The organism is Brucella pseudintermedia, assembly GCF_008932435.1.
In the GTDB taxonomy this organism is placed as follows: Bacteria; Pseudomonadota; Alphaproteobacteria; order Rhizobiales; family Rhizobiaceae; genus Brucella; species Brucella pseudintermedia.
Genome location: NZ_WBWE01000008.1, coordinates 173,324 through 190,674 on the forward strand (window position 1 = coordinate 173,324; position 17,351 = coordinate 190,674).

Consider the following 17,351-nt stretch of genomic DNA (forward strand, 5'->3'; position numbering starts at 1 on the left):
ATTCGCCATTGAATTGGGTAACTCATTCGTGATCTGTAATATTGAGTGATTGACTATAACACGGTAGTTCGTATTTACAAACACTCGTGTATGTTAAATTGGCAGCACCGCGCGACAGCAAGGGCACTCCCACCATGACTTTGAACCGTTCCATTCGGCTTTTTGCGGCAGGGGCCGCTTTTCTTGTCTTTGCGGGGCAACCCGTTCTGGCACAGGCACCCGGCGGGGCAACGCCGCCGCCGCCACAGGTATCCGTTACCGTGGTAGAGCCGCATGATGTGCCTGTTACCTACGAATATGCGGCGCGTATCAGCGCCTATCGCGACGTGCAGGTGCGTGCGCGTGTGGGCGGAATATTGCTTCACCGCAATTTCATCGAAGGCACGGAAGTCAAGGCCGGCGACGTGTTGTTCGAGATTGATCCGGCGCCTTATCAGGCCGAGCTTGAAAAGGCTCAGGCACAAGTGGCCCAGGCCGAAGCGCAGTATCAGCAGTCCATCCGCGATGCTGAACGCGCCGAACAACTCGTCCAGCAGAAGGTGCAGAGCACAGCCGTTCGTGATTCGGCTTTCGCGACGCGAGACCTGAACAAGGCTTCGGTTGCGGCGGCCAAGGCGCAGCTTCGCACGGCTGAGCTTAATCTGAGCTACACCAAGGTGACTGCACCGATCAGCGGCATCACCAGCCTCGAACAGGTCAATGAGGGCAGCCTTATCGGCACCGATGCATCTTCCAGTCTCCTGACTTCGATCACGCAGCTCGATCCGGTCTATGTGAACTTCTCGTTTACGGACACGGAAGCGGCTGAAATCGACCGTTTGCGCGCTGAGCGCGGCGCGACGGGTGAGGATGCGGACCGCCTGAAGATCAAGGTTCTGTTCGGTGACGGACAGGTTTACGATCACGAGGGAACGATCGATTTCACCTCTTCGTCGCTCGATACGGAAACAGGTACGCTTGGCGCCCGCGCGGTGGTTGAGAATCCCAATCGACGCCTGATCCCCGGCCAGTTCGTCCGCGCTGTCATTCTTGGCATTCAGGTGAAGAACGCCATCACGATCCCGAAGGCTGCATTGCTTCAGGGGCCGCAAACGCAGTTCGTCTATGTGGTCAACAAGGACAATATTGTCGAAGTCCGGCCGATCACCGTCGCGCGCGAGTTGAGCGACGCATGGCTGGTTTCCGAGGGCCTCAATGCAGGCGACCGGGTGATTTCCGAAGGACTTGTCAAGGCAGCGCCCGGCAAGCCCGTTAATCCGGTCGACGCAGCGACTGAAGCAGGCAATCGCACCTCGCCGGACAAGGCGGCGGGTGCTGAAGCTGGCAAAGAACAGGCGGCAGGCAAGCAATGAACAGATTTTTCGTCGACCGCCCCGTTTTCGCGGCGGTCATCTCCATTGTGCTCGTGCTGGCCGGCCTGATCTGTATCCGGATTTTGCCGATTGCCCAGTATCCCGAACTGACGCCGCCGCAGGTCGTCGTCAGTGCAACCTATCCCGGTGCAAGTGCCGAAACAGTGGCGCAGACCGTTGCCGCGCCGTTGGAACAGCAGATCAACGGCGTCGAGAACATGCTCTATATGCAGTCCTCGAGCCTCGGCAGCGGCACGATGCAGCTGACCGTGACCTTTGCCCTGGGCACTGACCCGGATCAGGCCACCATCAACGTCAATAACCGCGTGCAGCGTGCGACTTCCTCGCTTCCGCAGGAAGTGCAGCGCCTTGGCGTGACTGTGGACAAGCGTTCCACCACAATTCTGGGCATGGTCGCCATGTTCTCCGACAGCGATCGCTACGACCGCACCTATGTCGGTAACTATGCGCTCCTCAATGTGGTCGACGATCTCAAGCGTCTGCAGGGCGTCGGTGACGTGCAGCTGCTCGGCAACATCGATTATTCGATGCGCATCTGGCTGCGGCCTGACAAGCTGGCGCAGTATAATCTGACGCCAAGCGACGTCTCGGCGGCTATCCAGGAGCAGAACGCGCAGTTTGCGGCAGGCCGCTTCGGCGACCAGCCAGATCCGCAAGCCGGGCCGTTCACCTATACGGCGACCACGCAGGGACGCCTGCCTGACGCCGCGGCATTCGAGAACATTATCCTCCGTTCGAGCTCCAATGCGGCAACGCTCCGTCTCAAGGACGTCGCGCGTGTCGAACTCGGTACGGAAAGCTATCTCGTCGACAGTAATCTGAACGGCACGTCAGCCGTCCCGATTGCGATCTATCTGCAGCCGGGCGCCAACGCGCTCAACACGATGGAACTCATTCAGAACCGAATGAATGAGCTGAAGGCAAGCTTCCCGGCGGGTATCGATTATTCGATCCCGTTCGATACGACGAAGTTCATCAAGGTTTCCATCGAGGAAGTGGTTCACACCTTCATCGAGGCGATCATTCTCGTCGTGCTGGTGGTGTTCATCTTTCTGCAGAACTGGCGGGCGACGCTTATCCCCATCATCGCGGTGCCGATCTCGATTATCGGTACTTTCGCTGGCATGTATGTGCTGGGCTTCTCCATCAACCTCCTGACGCTCTTCGGTCTGGTGCTGGCAATCGGTATCGTGGTCGACGACGCTATCGTGGTGCTGGAAAACGTCGAACGTATCATGACCACGGAAAAACTGTCGCCGCGCAAGGCCGCCATCAAGGCCATGGGCGAGGTGACAGGGCCGGTGGTCGCGATTGTTCTCGTGCTGTGCGCGGTGTTCATTCCGGTCGCCTTCATGGGCGGTCTCGTTGGCGAAATGTACAAGCAGTTCGCCGTGACCATCGCGATCTCGGTGACGCTGTCAGGTCTCGTGGCTCTGACACTGACGCCCGCGCTCTGCGCGCTGATCCTGAAGCCGGGCCATCATGAGCCGATGCTGCCGTTCCGCATCTTCAACCGCTTCTTCGAGCGGGTGACGGACGGCTATTCCCGCGGCGTTCGCTTCTTCCTGAAGCGCGCTGCAATCGGACTGGTCATTTTTGCGGGTCTTCTGGGCGCCACCTATTATCTTTTCGAAAGGGTGCCGGGATCGCTGTTGCCGGATGAGGATCAGGGCTTCCTGTTCAGCGTTGCGGTGCTTCCTCCCGCCGCCTCTCTGGAGCGCACAACGGCGGTTCTGGATCAGGCGAGCGCGAATATCCGGAAAAACCCTGCTGTCGAGAGCGTCTTTGCGGTATCCGGCTTTGACCTTCTGTCGGGCGGTCTGAAAACCAGTGCGGGCACGATGTTCATCATGCTCAAGGACTGGAAGGAACGCACGACGCCTGAAACCGACGCGCGCAATCTCCCCGGCGCCATCATGGGGATGAATGCGGGGATCAAGGACGGCCTTGTTCTTGCGTTCAACCCGCCTCCGATCATGGGTCTCAGCACGACCGGCGGCTTTGAACTCTACGTTCAGGATCGTACGGGCGGCGGTGTGGATTCGCTGACGCGGGCGACCCAGCTCATTACCGAGGCTGCAGTCAAGCGGCCCGAGTTGCAGGGCGTGCGCACGACGTTCGATCCGAACGTTCCGCAGTACGACATCCAGCTTGATCGCGAAAAGGCGAAGGCCATGGGTGTGCCGATCGATTCTGTATTCACCGCAATGCAGGCAACCTTCGGCAGCCTCTACGTCAACGACTTCACGCTGTTTGGCCGCAACTACCAGGTCAACCTCCAGTCGGAAGCCGAGTTCCGCCGCGATCCAAGCGATCTCAAGCATGTCTTCGTACGGGCCAATTCCGGCAGCATGATCCCGCTCGATGCTCTCGTGACCGTCAAGCGTATCGTTGGTCCGGATCAGCTCGAACGCTTCAATGCCTTCAACGCGGCCAAGATCACCGGTAATCCGGCGCCGGGTTTCACTTCCGGTGATGCGATCAAGGCGATGCAGGAAGTCGCTGCGGAAGTCCTCCCGCAAGGCTACCAGATCGCATGGACAGGCTCGGCCTATCAGGAAGTGACCACCAGCGGCACGGGCACGCAGGCCATGATCTTCGGTCTTGTCATGGTGTTCCTGATCCTTGCCGCGCAGTATGAACGCTGGAGCCTGCCGCTCGCCGTCATCACGGCAGTACCGTTCGCAATCTTCGGTGCGTTGCTGGCGACCGATCTGCGCGGGCTGACCAATGACGTCTATTTCCAGATTGGTCTGGTGACGCTCATAGGTCTGGCGGCGAAGAACGCGATCCTGATCGTGGAATTCGCGGTGCTTGAACGGGAGACCGGCAAATCCGCCATCGAGGCGGCAGCGTCGGCAGCCCGCCTGCGCTTCCGTCCGATCGTGATGACCTCGCTGGCCTTCATTCTCGGCGTGGTGCCGCTGGCCATCAGCACGGGTGCCGGTTCGGCAAGCCGTCACTCGATCGGTACGGGCGTTATCGGCGGCATGTTGGCTGCAACGTTCATCGCCACATTCTTCATTCCGATGTTCTACAGCCTGATCGCACGCAAGCCTCCGAAGAGGCCGGAGGATGAAGACCTGAATGAGACTTCCAGCCCGAACACGCAGGCTGATAATCAGATCTAGTCAGGTTCAAACTGCAAACAAAAGCCCCGTCGAAAGGCGGGGCTTTTTGCATCCTGTGCCACACTTCCTGCCAAGGCCGGAAAATAGCCTGTGACGGGCCTTCCGAAAAACCGCCCGGTTCTAGAAAAGCGATGCGATACTTTGAACGATTGCCCAGCCCAGAAATGTCGCCGGTACGCTGAGTGCTGCGAGCATGATGCCCAGAAACACGTAGGCGGCTTCATTCGGCGAGCGTTTTGTTTGTTCCGGAACCTTGTGCCATTGAGCAGGTACGCCATCGAACATTGTATATCTCCTCCTTCTCCCTTCCTTTGATTATTGTTCGAAGGCGGAATTGTTCAAGTCAAAATAAATGGATGTATTTGTCGGTCCTTTTATGCTAAAAGCTGCGCAACTTACCCTGATTTGCCAGCTTTTATGTCGATATTAAAACGTATTTTTCGCGTTATTTATTTGATAGAAAACAACTTTACTTTTGTACTGTAAGTATCGATATATCGGAAATTTCAAAAATATCTGAAAACGCGGTTGGCGGCGACCTCGTCCTGCGTCAAAATGGCACGCAATGGACGACCGGATTGAACGGTCCCCCGCCTGATGTCCGGATCAATAGAAGCTGTTGGGGAAGTAGCGCAGGTAAAGCTCCGTCAGTGTCCCCTTCTGCTGCAAGGCTTGCAGTGCGTTGTCGAAGGCGCTGACAAGGGGCGTGTTTTTCTGTGCAACGGCAATGCTAAGGCCGGAGCCCAGATATTGCGGCGCAAGATAAGGGCCTCCTGCAAAAGTGCAGCACGCGTGGCCTTCGGGACTGTTAAGCCACACGGAAAGCGACATGCCGTCGTGAAAGACGGTGCCAATCTTGCCGCTTTTGAGATCGGCAAGCATGAGTGCTTCATCGGGGTAAGTCTTTGCAACGGCCTGGGGAAAATAGCTTTTCAACAATTGTTCATGGGCCGTGCCTGCAATCACGCCCACGTTCTTGCCCTTCGTGGCTGTGACCGGATCGTCATTAAAGGCGCCGGCAATGGTTGTCGCAAAACGCGCAGGCAGCCGCATATAGGACCGCGAATAGGCAAATTGTTCGCGATTTGCTTCGGTCGGCTTCCATCCCGCCAGAATGGCTTCAGCCTGGCCGCCGAGCAGACGTTCTTCCAGTTCATTCCATGGCACAGCTTCGATCTGGCATATATCGTCGACACCCAATTGGCGGCAAAGAGCCTTGGCAAGATCGACATTATAGCCGGAAAGCTGTCCCTGATCGCCGAGCATATTAAACGGGGGAAAGTCGACGGTTGTAATGAATCTCAACCGTGTCAGTGCTTGCAAGGACGGCAACGGCAGACGCTCCTTCTGGTTGATGAAGGACGGAGCCTGGGGCTCTGTGTCTGAAGCCTGCGCGCTATGAATACCACATGCGGATGCCAGCGCGATCAGCAGTCTTGGAAGGTGGCGTTTCATGACCCCTTTCTGCTCTCCTTATTATAATTTCGCGTTAACTGCGCATCGATTGCCCTTCCATATTCACTGAAGGTTTGAAGAAAATAAAGGTTGCAATTCTTTTTGAGTATATTACGTTTTGATTGTAATTTTACCGAAATAAGTAACTAATAAAGCCTTCGGTAAAATTAGTATATAAGCATATATATAAAATAAAAACACAAATATTCAGTAGTGCGGGGGTACTATGAGTAGTGTATCGACTGCGTTCGATCTGGAGATATGCAGCGCCATATCAGCCAGATTGGAACAATGCGGCGTGTCAAGAGAAGCGTTGCTGGGGGCATATAGCGCGGCTACTCGCCACGGAACATCATTTTGCGTGGAACTGGTTCAGCGAGGCGACGTTGCGGAATCGGTCCTTTATGCAGCTATCGCTGATCTTTTGACCTTGGAGTTCACAAACGAAGCCTTGCCGTCGCGTATTTTCGTATCGGGTGAAGAAAAGCCGTCGGCATTCATCGATGTCGGGCAGGTCATGGTGCTCGGCGCGGACGGAAGCAGCTATCTCTATATAGCGCCCGCGGAAAATCGCATCAGAACGCTTCGGGATTATATCCTTGCGACACCGCAATTGAAAAATCGAATACGGATATGCACGCCGACGCTCTTGAAGCAGGTCATGCGGCAACGGCATCAAAAGGACCTGATCGCCAGAGCCTATGAAATGACGCCGGAATCGCTGTCCGCCTCGCGCGTTCTCGATACGCCCCAGGCATTTGTCATTGCCATGGCGGTTTATGCGTTGTTCGCCTGCATGTTCAATTGGCCCGCGGCCACTCTCCTTGTTCTCCACGTCGCGCTGTCATTATTCTTCTTCGGCTGCGTGATCATCCGCTTGTTCGCAGCGGTCGCTGGCAGGCGGCTGAAATTCACGGAAATCAGGAAAGGCAGGCCGCGCGATCTCCCGGTCTATTCCGTGCTGGTGCCGCTATATCGGGAACAGGAAGTTATAGGCCAGCTTGTTACGAGCTTGAAACGTCTGAACTGGCCTGCCAGCAAGCTCGATATCAAGCTTGTCTGCGAGAAGGACGACTTCGATACGATAACGGCGATACGCCGTGTGCGGCTGCCGTCGAATTTTGAACTGGTTCTCGTGCCCTCTGGCGGACCCAAGACGAAACCCAAGGCGTTGAATTACGCATTGCAGTTTGCCCGGGGTGAGATTGTCGCGGTCTTCGATGCCGAAGACCGTCCGCATCCTGACCAGTTGCTTGAAGCATGGCAGACCTTTCAGGTCGAGGGCGACAGGCTGGCCTGCGTGCAGGCACCGCTGATAATCGGGAACTTTCGCCATAATTTGCTGACGCGCATGTTCGCGTTCGAATATGCCGCGCTTTTCCGCGGACTGCTGCCCTGGCTTGCTTCCCAAGGGCTTGTCATTCCGCTTGGAGGAACTTCCAACCATTTTCGGCGATCCTGCCTGGAAGAGGTTGGCGGCTGGGACGCCTACAACGTCACGGAAGATGCCGATCTTGGCGTCAGGCTTGCTCGTTTCGGTTACCGCATCGGCGTGATCACGCGAGGCACGATTGAAGATGCGCCCATCAATTACGATATCTGGCGCAAGCAGCGGACACGCTGGCTCAAGGGCTGGATGCAGACATGGCTCGTGCATGGGCGCCAGCCGCACAATACCTGGCGCGAGCTGGGCTGGTTCAGGTTTTTGGTCAATCAGATTTATACCTTGGGAATAATCGGTTCGGCGCTTCTGCATCCCCTGATGCTCGTCATGTTCGCCCTCCTTTTGATCAGCATGCTTTTCGGGCCACTGACAACGCACGGTGTCTGGCTGTTGGGGATCGATGTGACGAACATCCTGCTGGCCTATCTCAGTTTCTATCTTCTCGGTGCGAGAACGATGGAACCAACGGAACTGGGAGGATATGCGTACCTCTTCTCGATCCCGGTATATTGGGTATTGATTTCAATTGCCGCCTGGCGCGCATTATGGCAGCTGGTGCATGTCCCGCATCTGTGGGAAAAGACACCGCACCAGCCAAGCCTGTTTTACATCTCCGCCGGTGACGAGGTGAGGAATGTGGAGCCGCGTCCGATGATCGATTGATCCTCGGCGCCAATTGCCTGAAGGTCTCTTCCTTCATAAGGCAGGGTCAAAAGGATGCGCCGGATTGCAGCCAGTCTGGCGCGCCTCTTGTCGTTTGAACGAATGATTGTCCAGGGAGCGTAGCCCGTATCTGTCCTTTCGAGCATGGTGTGCAATGCATCGGAATAATCATTCCAGCGCGAAATGCCGGCCACGTCCACCGGGGAGAATTTCCAGTTCTTGAGCGGGCTGTGGCGGCGCTCATGAAAGCGCTTGAGCTGCATTTCCTGCCCGATATCCAGCCAGAATTTGAAAAGGTGGATGCCATCCGTCACGATCATGCGCTCGAAATCGGGCGTTTCGGTCAGGAATGTTTCAAGCTGCGCGGGCGTGCAGAAACCCATGACGCGCTCGACGCCCGCCCGGTTGTACCATGAACGGTCAAATGTGACGAACTCTCCCGCCGTTGGAAAATGCGCGACGTAGCGCTGGAAATACCATTGACCCTGTTCGGTTTCGGTTGGTTTCGGCAAGGCGACATTGCGAGCCGTTCGGGGGTTCATGAACTCGCGGATCGTAAAGATGGTGCCGCCCTTCCCGGCAGCGTCCCGGCCTTCAAAGACGCTGATGACGCGGCCCCCGGTGTCCTGAAGCCAGTATTGAAGTTTGACGAGTTCGATCTGAAGCCGCTCGAGCGTTTCTTCATATTCCTCCGACTTCATCTTGGATGGATAGGGATATCCGCCTGAGCGCAACGCATTGTCGTCAATCCATTTCGGCAGCTTCGGATCGCTTATGTCGAACGTCCGCGTCTCACCTCCAATTTTCAGCTTGATTGGCTTGTCGCCCGACTTTGCCTCGTCTTTTTTGTCTTTCTTTTTGTTAGCTGTCTTCGAACTGTCACCCACGGCAATTCCCTTTCGTTTATATCAAGGCATGATATGGGCTGTTTGGAAGCCGCGTAAAGGTGTTCCGGCATTTTCGGATAGAGCCGAGGCCACAACCGCAGAAGGAAGCAGTATGAGCGAGGCAGGCAACCGCACCGATCCAGATCCAGCAGCCGCGAAGTCGATTTTCGAGCCTCTTCTGCGGGTCAAGGGCGTTGTGCTCGCCAGCATTGTTCTGGCGGTTTGTGTTCTGGCTCTGGATCTCCCATTTTGGTTTCGCGCTGGCCTGCTGGCCTTGGTTGTTCTTGGCGCCGTCTGGCTTGCGAGCGAGGTTGCGGGCAGCGAACCGGATGAAATTCCAGTGAAAAGCATAGCGCCCAACGATATGGCCGGCGTGTCCGGCGAGCGCCTCGCTGACCTTCTGACCGATCCGATGATTGTCTTCGATCACGGTGGCACGGTGCTGTTCACCAATTCGGCGGCTGTCGAAGCGTTCCAGTCGCTGGAAACGGGCACGGCGCTTTATCTGCGTTTCCGCGCGCCGGAAATGCACGCCTTGATTCAGGGAGTGATCGCGGATGGCGAAGCACGAAGCATAGAATATTTCGAACGTGTGCCGATTGATCGCTGGTTCAAGGCCATGGTCAAGGCATTGCCGGGCAATGACGGCAGGCCGGAACTTTTTGTCCTGCTTTTTCGTGATCAGAGCGAAACGCGCCGCATTGATCGGATGCGTTCGGATTTCATCGCCAACGCAAGCCATGAGTTGCGCACGCCGCTCGCTTCGCTGCGCGGATTCATCGAAACGCTGCAAGGACCGGCGCGAAACGATGCGGCCGCCCGCGATCGGTTTCTGGATATCATGCAGAAACAGGCTGAACGCATGTCGCGCCTGATTGATGATCTTTTGTCCCTGTCGCGACTTGAAATGCGGGCACATCTGACCGTCAATGAATGCGTCGACATGACTTCCGTTCTCAATCACGTTGCCGATACGCTGGCGCCGCTGGCAGCCGGTCTCGACATCAATATCGAGCGGCTACTGCCCGATCATTCCGTGATGGTTACCGGCGCGCGCGACGAGCTTATCCAGGTTTTCCAGAATCTCGTGGAGAATGCCTGCAAATACGGACAGGCTGGAAAGCGGGTGATTGTCAAACTGGATGAAGACGATAGCGGCAGTTCGCCGGAGGTCGTCGCGTCCGTTCAGGATTTTGGTCCGGGCATTGCCGCCGAGCATTTGCCGCGTCTCACCGAACGCTTCTATCGGATCAACGTGGAAACCAGCCGCGCCCAAAAGGGCACAGGGCTTGGCCTTGCCATTGTCAAACACATTCTCGCCCGTCATCGCGGACGTCTGGTCGTTCGCTCGCAGTTGGGCGAAGGGTCGACATTCACGGTGCGGTTGCCGAAGCGGGCAGCATGATTTCTATCGAAGCTTGCGCAGCAATCGCCATTTCAACGGACGTAACTTCTGATAAAGCGCTGTGGCGCGTATCCGTTCCAGCGACCGGTCGAGAGCCAATGATATACTTCCCCGAAGAGTGACCGCCCTGACAAGGTCACGCATGGGGACAGTCCGGTCACGCAAGCCCTGCTTCCACGGCTCGTCGCCATAGCCCAGATCGAAACATTGGTATCCCTCCGCTTTGAGCGTGTGCAGAAGATGCAGAATTATCACCTTGCCGGGGGAGAATTTACTCCATTCGCCGTCTTCAAAAGTCGTAATCATCGCGCAGTAATGGCCATTGCGGACGACACTCCACATCGTGGCCAATATCGTCTCACCCACCGCAAGCGCGGAAAAATGGAGAGCATCGCGTCGGGCGAGCCGTTCGGTCGCCTCTTCAAAAAAGCGTCGCTTTTCGGGATGGACATCGAAACCGGGAACCATTGTTTCCTCGAAACGGCGCTGTTTCTGGCGCAACATGGTTTCGAGCAGAGCCCGCCGCTGGGGTTCCGTCTGTGGCACGTAAAAACGGAAACCGTCCAGTTTTTGAAGTGCCCGGTCCCGCTTTTTGACAGTCTTTATGCCCTGTATGGACTGCTCGATCTCTTCCAGCCGACGTGTCAGGGAAATTGCGTGCGTTGACGCTTCGGAGAACAGATTTGTCAACGGCCACAAAGGATTTGCGATGCCTTCGACGTGCTGCGGCATCTTGCAAAGCGCAATCACGTCGTGAGGGGGAACCGCCGCCAAGACAGCTTCAAAAAGGCGCGCGGCAGCCTCCTGCGAAAGCTGCGCTGCGGCCGGAAATATAATGGGACCGTTATAATCGCTAACACCGTCGTCGATAAATGAAAGCACGCACGTTCCATAGGTCAGCTTGATGAAAAGCGGCAGAAAAAGAAGAGGGGTTCCATTGCTCTGGCGAACTTCGGTCAGGCACAGTTCCGTGCCGGATTTCTGTCCATAGCTCGCTTCCCATGCTCGGATGAAGGATTTGGACTGGAAAACAAAAAATGCGCTGCCGGTCTTGTCGTCGGCATCCGGCCAGTCACTGGATAACCGTTCCGTATTCTTGTAGACTTGGATGTCAAAATCATTGGTGAGCATAAATCTCTTTCACGGTTTGCGCGTCGAATCTCATTTTCTAGTTGCAAGATTCTAATAGATTTGAAACCAAAGAAAATCATGAATAGCGGCTCGGCTGGTGCGAACCGGCAAACTGCTTCGCATGTGCTTTTCACAAATAGGGCAAAGATGTCTGTTTCGATTATCATCAAGACTTTGAACGAGGAAAAGCGTATCGCCGGAGCCATTGAAAGCGCCTTGAAAGCCTTGCCCGGCGGTAAAGTCGAAGTCATCGTGGCGGATAGTGGATCGACCGACCGTACAATCGAGATCGCTCGGGCATATCCGATCAGGATCGTGCAGATCGAGCCGCCCGCTCAGGCCAGTTGCGGGCTGGGTCCACAGCTCGGTTTTCAATATTCGACACAGCCTTTTATCTGCCTGATCGATGGCGATATGATACTCGAGCCGGATTTTCTTCCCGCCGCCCTTGCTTATCTCGACAGCCACCCGGATGTTGGCGGCGTGACCGGCCATGTCGTGGATCAGATCTTGGAAAGCCTGGAATTTCAGCGCCGTTCAAAGCGGCATTCGCCCGAAGCACGCATAGGCGATATCGATCGCATGAACGGCGGCGGGCTTTACAGGCGCAGCGCCATCGAGCAGGCCGGTTATTTCTCCGATCGCAATCTGCACGGTCACGAAGAGTTTGATGCCGGTGTTCGCCTGCGCAGCCATGGATGGAAACTCCATCGTCTGGACCGGCCGTTCGTGCAGCATTTTGGCTATACGATGAATGCCTACAAACTTCTGGTCCGCCGCTGGAAAAGCAAATACCTGCGCGGCACAGGAGAAGTGTTGCGTGCGGCGATGGGACAACCGCATCAAAAAAACCTGTTCCGCGAACTGCCGGAATTGCGGCTGTGGGGCGCGGTTTATATCTGGTGGCTGGCCATTATAGCTGCTCTGGTTTTCGTGCCGAGATGGCTTCCCGCAATTGTCGTGGCTGTCATCATTGCCGCAATTCCGTTCGTCGCAATGTGTATTCGCACGCGCAATATCGAACTTGGCGTCTACGCGGTGGTTGCGTGGATATTTCACGCAGCAGCACTGCCCCTTGGCTTTTTTCAGCCGCGCCGCAAACCGACCGACTGGATTGAGAGCAAGGTTATAAGGGAGCCCTGATGGACATCCGGCGACTGGTCCTCTCGGCTTGGTTTATTGGCCTCGCAATGTCTGGTGCCGGTGCCGAAGAATGGCTTCCGGTCAAGGAAAACAATCTCGAAATCTCCGCGGGCAGCCCTCTCGACTTTTCGGGATTTCTGGCCAATACGCCAATCGAAGAGAAAAATCGCCTGATCGCAAATGCCGACGGGCATTTCGCCCGCGCTGACAAGCCAAGCGAGGCACTGCGGCTGCAATGTGCGTCGATTGCCTGGGGACCGCCATCGTCGCGGGCGGTGGATCACGCCTTTATTGATCGATATGTGCGGCAGCTCCGTCTGCACGGTTACAATATAGCCCGGTTTCACTTCGTTGATGCCGACCTGATGCTCGGGCAGGCGCGTGATTTCGATTTCCGCCCGGAAGCCCTCGACCGGATGCGCTATCTGATGGCTGCGCTCAAGCGCGAGGGTATCTACTGGATTATCGACGGACTTACTTCCGAAAGCGGCGCTTTGGGCGGCAAGGACACTGATCGATGGGGACCGGACGGCAATCTGAAACGCCGGATCTATGTGGACGATGCGGCATTCGATCACTGGCTGCGTTTTCAGAAAGAAGTCTACGCCACGGTCAATCCCTATACGGGACTTGCACCTTTGCGCGACCCTGCGCTGGCGCTGGTCATTCCGTTCAACGAAAACGGCATCCAGTTCACGAGCTTTGTGCACGAGCCCGGTGACGGGACAATATTTTGGACCGGCTATCGTCCGGCATTCAATGCTTTTCTGAAAAAGCGCTATGCCGATACCCGTGCCTTGTCACGAGCCTGGGGCGGTTTGGCACCCGGCGAAAATCTGGAGCAGCAAACTATCCACTTGCCGGAAAGCCGCAGCGGAGGCGGTGGACGGCTCCGGGATTTCCAGGTTTTTCTCGTTGAGAGAGAACGCCTGTTGACCCAGCGTCTTGAGCAGGCGCTGCGCGTTCTCGGTTATCGTGGCCTCGTCGCACCCTATAACAACTGGTTTACGGTCCAAACGGCTCTTTCGCGACAGAACCAGCAAGCGGTTGTTGCCAATACCTATCATGACTGGATCGGAACGCTCAGTCCGGGCACCGAAATCAAGGATACGAGTTCGATTGCCGATACCGCGTCCTACGTCAGTGAAATCGCTGCCGGGCGTTGGCTCGGACGGCCTTTCCTCGCGACAGAATACGAGCACCTGTTCTGGAACCGTTATCGGTACGAAGCTGGAATAGTGATGCCGGCCTATGCGGCCTTGCAGGGCTGGGATGGTATCTGCCGCCACGGGCAAGGGCCTTTGACGCTTGCATTCGACGAGGCGGCTCCGTTCCGCCAGCGCATCGTCCCGTATACCTTCGCTGCAGATCCCGTTGCTCGTGCCGGAGAAACACTGGCGTCGCTGCTGTTTCGCAGGGGCGACGTTGAAACGGCGGCTTTCAATGTACCGTTCATGATGCAGGGAGAGGCGAGCCTTGGTGAATCGCTTGAGTTCCGGGAACCGGCGCGACTGAAGCCATTGGCGCTTGTCGGTGGGATCGGTCTTGCGACGAAAGGGCAGGCGTGGCCGCATGGCCTGCAGAAATCGGTTGCGGTCGGCTATCGGAGTGCATCACTCGACAATGTATTGCAGCGCTTGAAGGCCGCAGAACTTCTATCGCACGATAACGTCACTGACCCGTCGCAAGGCTTGTTTGAAAGCGCCACGGGCCAGGTCATGCTCGACCGCAATAAACAGCGGATGCAGGTTGTTACGCCCCGGACCGAGGCCATTGCCTTTGCCGAACTGAGAGATCACGTGACCTTGAAGGAATTGTCCCTCGGCAATGCGGAGGCGAGGGGGCTGTTTGCAGTTTCGGCAATTGACGGAAAAGGGCTGAAGGACAGCGAAAGGCTGCTTGTAATTTTCGCCAGCGATGCGCGGAATTCCGACATGCGTTTCCGTGACAAGGCGCAGAAGATTATCGAGGATTGGGGGCGTCTGCCGGTTACTTTGCTGCGCAACCGCGTGGATGTGAATCTGGCAGGAAACGCCGTTTCATGGACGCTGTCGCCGATCGGTCTTGACGGCAAGGTCCACGAAAAAATAGCTGCCGGATCTGGACCGATCGCTTTCCGGCTGGATAATGGTGCAGGCAAAGCGGGGCCGACTACTTTCTTTCTTTTGGAAAGGAAGCTCGCCGTTCAATAGAAATCGGTCGACAACCTGCTCCAGCTTTCGCCAGCAAGTCCGCCGATAAAGATATCGCCGCGCTGAATTGCATTCAGCATGTCGGCGTTTGCCGTAGCAACGCAGACATTGGCCTTCAGGCGGAAGAACATGATCGACTGCTGTGAAAGCGCATTAAGATAACGCGGGTCAACCCTTCCTTGTGCCGCGATGTGCCCTTCATCCTGCAGGTGGAGCAGCATCGCATCGACGGCATGTTTTTCCATTCCGGCTTTCGTGATGATGTTCAGAACTTCTGCGATGCCATTGGGGCGCCTATAGTAACAGAAGAAGCCGCCGGGGCTGCCGCCGCGGTCATTGATCGCGCAGAACCGCAAGGCACCGGCAGCATGATTGTCCGACGCCATCTGGAAGAGCCAGCCAATGTCGCTTTCTGTCCAGGCTGGATGCGCCAAATAGCTTTGCAGATAGCCGGGAACAAGAGATATGGCTTCTTCTTGCGTAATTTCCCTCACATCCGCCGTGGATTTGGCTGCTCTCCTGATCGCGGGAACTGGAAAGAGCGGGTTGAGCACTTTGCCCACCGAACTGGCTGCCCATCCGCCGAGAACGGGACGCCGTTCGGCAACGTAATTGGCCACATAGCTGGCGGCTTGGAATACCCGTGTCCATCCGAGCCCGTGTGTGCCGAGTGTTATCCCGCCGATCGCTTCGGAGTGCTTGAGACTTACGGGGGCCGCACTGTCGGTGAAGTTGAGGATCTTTTCGCTCGGACGCAAGGTGAGTGTCAGTTCGGCGGCACCACGTGGCGACATTTCCGGCTTCATCATGAAAGCGCAAAGCAAGCGTCCCATGACCGATTGGCCGTTAACCCTGTAAGGAATGGGCAGGACCGAGATCGCACTGTCAATCTCACCGCGCTCGTTCTCATGGACCACGCTGCCAATCGCCGGGTCGTAATAAGGGTTCTCAAAAAAGAACTTTTGAAAATACTGATCAAAAGTCTCGCGGCACGACTTTGAATGCGGACGAAAAACGCGCTGGAAGAGGGTGCGAATGGCAGGGATATCATCAATCTTCATTGCGCGAACGCGCCGCGACTTGACGTCGTTTGCCGAGATCGGGATCCCCGCCATCTAAGCCCCCACTGTTGAAACCGCTTTCTTTACTTCTGCGTCACGACTCCGGCGAACGAGGTAGATAACGCATCCCCATGATGCCAGCACAATACTGATTTCAATTGCGTAAATGGCGGCGAAAGTTCCTGTGATCGGCGCGTACCAGGTTGCCAGCGCCAGGAAGGGGGCGCCGAGAATATTGCCTGTGTTGAGGACGGCGGTGCGATAGCTGTGCTGGCTGGCTGCACCCAGCAGATCCACGGCTATCGACCAAAGGGCGACAAACACGGTGGTCCAGCAAAGCGTGCGGCAGAAGGAAACCAGCATGTCATACTCGTGGCCAAACAGATAAGGCAGATAGGGCGCGATGATGAACACGGCCAGCGAGGTTGATATGCCGATTGCAAATGCGGCACCAAGCAGGCGCATCGTGATCGGCAGGGCATGATGGATTCCTTTTGCGCTGGCGCGGGCCAGATGAGGATAAACCAGACGGTTCATCGCTTCGACAGTCAGGGTGCTGCTATCGATGATACGTCGTGTGACGCCGTAACTGCCGACGACGCTTGGCGACATCAATGTGCCGAGGAGCAGGAGGTCCGCATTCTGGCGCACTGCCTTGAAGATGAATTGCGAAGCAAACATCACGCCGAGCCGTATTTCGTCACGCACGATCGTGTATTGCGGTCGGCCCAGCCTGCGCAGAAACAGGGCGTAAACCACGGCAACCAGGACATGGACACCAAACTGCCAATAGGCCCATCCGACGACGGTGGAGACGCCGAATAGAAGGCAGGCGGTCGCTGCCGCAATGGTCCGGGCAACGGCAAACCCCACGACAGAGAGATTGGCGGACAGGAAGTCGGTATGTGCGATATAAATCTGCTCAACCAGCAGGATGAGGCGCACAAGCACAATGTTGGTAACGAGCAGCAGGAAAAGCCCGAACAGGTTTCCTGCAAATTCAGGAGAATTGTACAGCCAAAACGGTAATATGATCATTCCGGCGGCGACAAGGACAACACCGGTAATCGCAATGAGAATGAGATTGTGGCCGAGCATCGCGGGGTAGATCGTGCGGTCCTGCGCTACGCGACGCACGAGGCATTCTGCTCCGCCCAGGCCGCAGATGAAGGTAGCGATGTTGGTGACAGCCATTATGGTCACGAACAGGCCAAACTCGTGAGAACCGAGATATCGCGCTAGCAGCGCAAATGTTAAAAGCTGGGCGATGTTTGCTGCAAAGAGGCTGCCGCTTGAAGCTGCGTAGGACAGGAATGTCGACCAATGGCGTTTCAAATTTTTATACCGAATTTTCGGGCCGGTCCGGACCGTAGTGAAGCGGATTGCTTTTTGTAGAGTTTCTGGCGATGCAGCATATGCTCCGTTTTCTCTTAATCCCGAAAAATACAAGGTGCCAAGCAGGTCAA

At 56.2% G+C, this 17,351-nt stretch carries 12 protein-coding genes; 6 read left to right on the top strand and 6 right to left on the bottom strand.

Annotated features, from left to right (window positions below; translation table 11 throughout):
• Nucleotides 1-134: 134 nt before the first annotated feature.
• Together F9K78_RS12325 and bepE are read left to right on the top strand one after the other, a co-directional pair.
• Nucleotides 135-1,352: an efflux RND transporter periplasmic adaptor subunit gene (locus tag F9K78_RS12325; protein ID WP_121982885.1), complete on the top strand. Its 1,218-nt coding sequence runs from the start codon at nt 135-137 to the stop codon at nt 1,350-1,352.
• Nucleotides 1,349-4,504 carry a multidrug efflux RND transporter permease subunit BepE gene (bepE, locus tag F9K78_RS12330; protein ID WP_121985662.1) on the top strand — a complete coding sequence of 1,052 codons (3,156 nt, stop codon included), beginning with the start codon at nt 1,349-1,351 and terminating at the stop codon, nt 4,502-4,504. Before F9K78_RS12325 ends, bepE begins: the two co-directional genes overlap by 4 nt.
• Before the next feature lie 120 nt (nt 4,505-4,624).
• Here bepE and F9K78_RS21895 read toward each other — a convergent pair whose 3' ends face one another.
• Together F9K78_RS21895 and F9K78_RS12335 are read right to left on the bottom strand one after the other, a co-directional pair.
• Nucleotides 4,625-4,789 (bottom strand): hypothetical protein, encoded by a 165-nt coding sequence (locus tag F9K78_RS21895; RefSeq protein ID WP_162929785.1) that lies wholly within the window; start codon nt 4,787-4,789, stop codon nt 4,625-4,627.
• A gap of 321 nt (nt 4,790-5,110) precedes the next feature.
• Entirely contained in the window at nt 5,111-5,959 is an 849-nt protein-coding gene (locus F9K78_RS12335; protein ID WP_121985661.1) for a transporter substrate-binding domain-containing protein, read from the bottom strand.
• 226 nt (nt 5,960-6,185) lie between these two features.
• Between F9K78_RS12335 and F9K78_RS12340 the strand changes: the two genes are divergently transcribed.
• Nucleotides 6,186-8,066, top strand: a complete 1,881-nt coding sequence (locus F9K78_RS12340; protein ID WP_174813441.1) for a glycosyltransferase family 2 protein — start codon at nt 6,186-6,188, stop codon at nt 8,064-8,066.
• On the opposite strand, the gene ppk2 is transcribed toward F9K78_RS12340, so the two are convergent.
• On the bottom strand, nt 8,009-8,953 hold the full coding sequence (gene ppk2, locus F9K78_RS12345) for a polyphosphate kinase 2 (RefSeq protein WP_121985659.1): 945 nt from the start codon (nt 8,951-8,953) through the stop codon (nt 8,009-8,011). The genes F9K78_RS12340 and ppk2 overlap by 58 nt on opposite strands.
• Before the next feature lie 112 nt (nt 8,954-9,065).
• Between ppk2 and F9K78_RS12350 the strand changes: the two genes are divergently transcribed.
• A complete protein-coding gene (locus F9K78_RS12350) occupies nt 9,066-10,358 on the top strand; it encodes an ATP-binding protein (protein ID WP_121985658.1) in 1,293 nt (430 codons plus the stop codon).
• A gap of 3 nt (nt 10,359-10,361) precedes the next feature.
• Here the strand turns inward: F9K78_RS12350 and F9K78_RS12355 are convergent, their stop codons facing one another.
• Entirely contained in the window at nt 10,362-11,489 is a 1,128-nt protein-coding gene (locus tag F9K78_RS12355; RefSeq protein WP_121985657.1) for a GNAT family N-acetyltransferase, read from the bottom strand.
• 147 nt (nt 11,490-11,636) lie between these two features.
• Here F9K78_RS12355 and F9K78_RS12360 point away from each other — a divergent pair, with 147 nt between their 5' ends.
• Nucleotides 11,637-12,632, top strand: coding sequence for a glycosyltransferase family 2 protein (locus tag F9K78_RS12360; RefSeq protein ID WP_121985801.1), 996 nt, complete (start codon nt 11,637-11,639; stop codon nt 12,630-12,632).
• On the top strand, nt 12,632-14,824 hold the full coding sequence (locus F9K78_RS12365; RefSeq protein WP_121985656.1) for a glycoside hydrolase: 2,193 nt from the start codon (nt 12,632-12,634) through the stop codon (nt 14,822-14,824). The genes F9K78_RS12360 and F9K78_RS12365 overlap by 1 nt, the downstream gene beginning before the upstream one ends.
• On the opposite strand, the gene F9K78_RS12370 is transcribed toward F9K78_RS12365, so the two are convergent.
• The gene (locus tag F9K78_RS12370) at nt 14,818-15,939 is read right to left on the bottom strand and encodes a hypothetical protein (protein ID WP_121985655.1); all 1,122 of its coding nucleotides are present in this window, start codon (nt 15,937-15,939) and stop codon (nt 14,818-14,820) included. The genes F9K78_RS12365 and F9K78_RS12370 overlap by 7 nt on opposite strands.
• Nucleotides 15,940-17,220 (bottom strand): oligosaccharide flippase family protein, encoded by a 1,281-nt coding sequence (locus tag F9K78_RS12375; protein ID WP_121985654.1) that lies wholly within the window; start codon nt 17,218-17,220, stop codon nt 15,940-15,942. It lies immediately after the preceding gene.
• Nucleotides 17,221-17,351 lie beyond the last annotated feature (131 nt).

What these genes read in the sequence shown, in the direction of transcription:
- F9K78_RS12325 (WP_121982885.1), top strand. Translation starts at nt 135, where the DNA reads ATGACTTTGAACCGTTCCATTCGGCTTTTTGCGGCAGGGGCCGCTTTT.
- bepE (WP_121985662.1), top strand. Translation starts at nt 1,349, where the DNA reads ATGAACAGATTTTTCGTCGACCGCCCCGTTTTCGCGGCGGTCATCTCC.
- F9K78_RS21895 (WP_162929785.1), bottom strand. Translation starts at nt 4,789, where the DNA reads ATGTTCGATGGCGTACCTGCTCAATGGCACAAGGTTCCGGAACAAACA.
- F9K78_RS12335 (WP_121985661.1), bottom strand. Translation starts at nt 5,959, where the DNA reads ATGAAACGCCACCTTCCAAGACTGCTGATCGCGCTGGCATCCGCATGT.
- F9K78_RS12340 (WP_174813441.1), top strand. Translation starts at nt 6,186, where the DNA reads ATGAGTAGTGTATCGACTGCGTTCGATCTGGAGATATGCAGCGCCATA.
- F9K78_RS12350 (WP_121985658.1), top strand. Translation starts at nt 9,066, where the DNA reads ATGAGCGAGGCAGGCAACCGCACCGATCCAGATCCAGCAGCCGCGAAG.
- F9K78_RS12355 (WP_121985657.1), bottom strand. Translation starts at nt 11,489, where the DNA reads ATGCTCACCAATGATTTTGACATCCAAGTCTACAAGAATACGGAACGG.
- F9K78_RS12360 (WP_121985801.1), top strand. Translation starts at nt 11,637, where the DNA reads ATGTCTGTTTCGATTATCATCAAGACTTTGAACGAGGAAAAGCGTATC.
- F9K78_RS12365 (WP_121985656.1), top strand. Translation starts at nt 12,632, where the DNA reads ATGGACATCCGGCGACTGGTCCTCTCGGCTTGGTTTATTGGCCTCGCA.
- F9K78_RS12370 (WP_121985655.1), bottom strand. Translation starts at nt 15,939, where the DNA reads ATGGCGGGGATCCCGATCTCGGCAAACGACGTCAAGTCGCGGCGCGTT.